Annotated in this window: 1 protein-coding gene; it reads right to left on the reverse strand. The window is 47.5% G+C overall.

The window, feature by feature from the left end:
* On the reverse strand, nt 1-649 hold a 649-nt coding region (locus ACWHAR_RS28310), incomplete at both ends, for a class I tRNA ligase family protein (RefSeq protein ID WP_452088597.1).

Here is a 649-nt window from a genome sequence, read left to right on the forward strand (position 1 = left end):
TAAAAAACGGTCTGCATGCTGCGGCGGTCTTTATGATCGGCGTGTTCAATATAAACGACGTCTTTAGCAAAGTCCATATAGAATGAGCTGAGCTCGATCGCACAGAAGTTGTGGACAGCATGGTAAATGACTGCAAAATCGTATTCTTCATACGCTTTTTTGACTTTTTCAATGAGGCTGTTCAGCTTGATCAAAATGTACTGATCGACTTCTCTCAGATCTTCCACAGCGATTGCATCTTTCGCCGGGTCAAAATCAGCAATGTTTCCGTGAAGGAAGCGGAACGTGTTGCGGATCTTCCGGTACACTTCTGCGACTTGCTTTAAGATCGCGTCAGACACGCGGACATCTGCCTGATAGTCGACAGACGCAACCCACAGCCTTAAAATATCTGCCCCGAACTGGTTCATGATTTTTGCAGGAACAACGACATTGCCGAGTGATTTACTCATTTTGCGGCCTTCTCCGTCAAGAGCAAAACCGTGCGAAAGCACGCCTTTATAAGGTGCTTTGCCTGTTACGGCAACCGCTGTCGAAATCGATGAGTTAAACCAGCCGCGGTATTGGTCAGATCCTTCCAGATACAAGTCGGCAGGTCTTACAAGACCTTCGCGCTCTTCCAGTACGGCCTGATGAGACGAACCTGAAT

The sequence above is a fragment of the Bacillus sp. LR--39 genome (assembly GCF_053613335.1).